The organism is Candidatus Rokuibacteriota bacterium, from assembly GCA_016209385.1.
In the GTDB taxonomy this organism is placed as follows: Bacteria; Methylomirabilota; Methylomirabilia; order Rokubacteriales; family CSP1-6; genus JACQWB01.
This window is the reverse complement of sequence record JACQWB010000145.1, coordinates 1-2,615: the sequence shown is the minus strand read 5'-3', so window position 1 is coordinate 2,615 and position 2,615 is coordinate 1. Positions and strand designations below refer to the sequence as shown.

2 protein-coding genes are annotated in these 2,615 nt (G+C 65.2%); both read left to right on the top strand.

Annotated elements, in window-relative coordinates:
* Nucleotides 1-363 precede the first annotated feature (363 nt).
* Nucleotides 364-1,260 (top strand): hypothetical protein, encoded by an 897-nt coding sequence (locus tag HY726_10120; GenBank protein ID MBI4609356.1) that lies wholly within the window; start codon nt 364-366, stop codon nt 1,258-1,260.
* 7 nt (nt 1,261-1,267) lie between these two features.
* On the top strand, nt 1,268-2,615 hold a 1,348-nt coding region (locus HY726_10115; GenBank protein MBI4609355.1), incomplete at its 3' end, for an AAA family ATPase.

Genomic DNA, 2,615 nt, shown 5'->3' with positions numbered 1-2,615 from the left:
GGGGGACCCACCCGTGGTTTTTTCGACTTTTGAGGAGGACCGCAACTCGAAGTTTCCAGCCGGTACTCGGGCTGACCGTTGCCGTCAGGTCGTCGGCCTGGATCCATGGCGAACTCCTGTCGCTCATGCCCTGCTCAGGTATAGCAGGAGGGAGGTGGGGCCAGCGCGGGTCCCCACGGCCTTCGATGCGGGTACTCACCTCCATTTCGTGCCTCCTCCCGCGGGCGCCCCCTGTGGGACAACGAAGAACCTCACCACTGAGGACGGGACTGACGGGGTCCGGGAAGTCGTCGTGGCACCGTTTCCGGTCACAGCGCTCGGAGAACCGACATTTATCGAGAGGGAATAGAAGAGGAGGGCGGCATGCCGGAGAGTCCTTTTGGGTTCCTTCTGGAACTGACCGAGGATCAAGGGAAGGAATGGCTCAGGCGTTATCTCGGAGGAAAGACCACCTTGCCCTCTGTACGGATTCCCTCTGATCTTCGGCCGCTGGAATTCCTCCTCGGGGAAGTCAATCCAATGCCCGACGAGGCGCTCCCCCTCCGGGTCGGGACCCTTGCCGGAGGGCTCCTGGCCGAGGCCATTGCCGAGGGCGCTCACCGGACCGGAGACCCGCGGTGGGTCGAGGCGCTGTTCACCCTGGCGGGATCGCTTCCGGTTTCAGAGGACATCACCGAGTTCATCACGGACCTAGCCGTGACGGGGAGACTGCTGGAAAGCCAGAGAGGGGCTGGGCTGGACCTCCACCTCGTAGCCTTGCGCGCGTTGGTCGCCCACCAGCGCCCTGTCCAGGGGTCGATCGACCGCCTGATCGCGTTCTGGGAGCGGGAACTGGACGACCTCCGCTATGCCCCGATCGCCATCCAGGGGCTCCTGCGGATCTCTGTCGCTGCCGCGATCCGCCACCTTCCGGGGTTCATCAGACGCGCGCAGGCCGCCCACCCTCCTGTTCCTCTGGTCAACACGTTGTTTTCCGTTTCCATTGAGCTGGGCACCGACACGGCGATGTGGGATGACCTGGTGCGGGCCTTTGACGGGTACAAGAAGGAATTCGAGGCGCTCCGGGAGACCTACGGGCAGACGCGATTTCCCGAACGGAATCCCCGAGCGTGGGAGGTCCTTCAAACCCCCCCGCAGCCACACCCCGTGCCTGCCCGCTTCGCCCGCGTTTACTCGCGGCCTGACGACCCTGGGATCCAATCTGCTTGGGCAAATCTGGACAGAGGGTTGTTGGAGCCGCGGGAGCAGATGGCAGCGTAGCCCCCGGATGTACGTCGTCACGTTTTACTCATTCAAGGGCGGAGTCGGCCGGAGCCTCGCAGCCGCCAATATAGCGGTCTCGCTGGCCGATGCCGGGCTGCAGGTGCTCCTGGTGGACTTCGACCTCGAAGCGCCAGGCCTTACCTACCTCCCGGCGCTCGCTCCCAGGCGCGGCGAGCGGCGGGGCGGGGTGGCGGAGCTGATTGCCGACTCCTGGGAGGCGAAGCAGACCCAGGACCCGAAGAATTACCTTTATCATCCCGAAGGATTTGAAGGCCGGCTCGCCGTGATGCCGGCCGGGGCCGTCGGGACGCCGGCCTTCCCCAAGGCGTTTTCCCGGATGAGGGAGTTCTTTGGAGCGGCGTTCGACAAGAAGCAAGGGGCGCCGGGCCTGACCCTCTTCAGAGACTTGAGGCGGGCGTGGGAATTGCTCCGATTTGACTATGTGGTGATCGATTCGCGCACGGGCCTCACGGACATCGGGGGGGTCTGCACCCGGCTCCTCCCCGACCTCGTGGTGCTCTTCTTGGGCCTGGGAGAGCAGGGGCTTGACGGCATCAAGCAGGTCCTGGACCAGGTGGGCCAGGAGACCCTCTACGGGGACCGCCTTGAGGTCCGGCTGGTCGCGGCGATGCTTCCTGAGGGGGAGGAGGCGCTCCTCGAAGAGCGGCTGATCCATGTCGAACACGTTCTCGGCCGGCGGCCAGACTTCTTCTTTCCGATTTTTCCTCCTCTATTTCTCAAGGAGGATGCCAGACATATCGAGCATCCCCGCTCGACACTGGCCCAGGAGTACCAGAAGCTTCGCGACGCGATCAGGGAGGCGAATCGGTGGGACGCTGGATTCAGACTCTCTCGGGCCCGGCTGAGGGTGGCAGAGGCCGACGTGGAGCCCTTAGCCGAGTTGGTCAGGGACTTGCTCAGTTCAGAGGCCGATGAGCTCCCCTCCCAGTCCAGGTGGGAGGCGTTGAGCGATGCAGCGGTCGCCCTTCTTCAGGCGCCGGCCAGGAGCATCGAGGCGAAGCTAAGGGCGGTCGGCCTGGGCACGTCGGCGCTTCGGGAGATCCTCGCCCGCCTGGACCGGTATCAGTACCGGGACCTGTACGGTTCGACCCTGAACAACCTCGCCAACGCGCTCCGGGAGCTGCCAGCGCGGGACGCGGAGGAGCGGGCGGGGTCCGTGAAGGAGGCGGTGGGGTATTACAAGGAGGCGCTCGGGGTCTATACGCGGGACCGCTACCCGGTGGAATGGGCGGGCACCCGGAACAACCTCGCTGGAGCCCTGACGGAGTTGCCGGCGCGGGACGAGGAGGAGCGAGCGGGGTCCGTGAAGGAGGCGGTCGGGTATTACAAGG

Excerpts from the sequence above, each read along its gene's own strand:
- HY726_10120 (MBI4609356.1), top strand. The coding sequence starts at position 364 with ATGCCGGAGAGTCCTTTTGGGTTCCTTCTGGAACTGACCGAGGATCAA.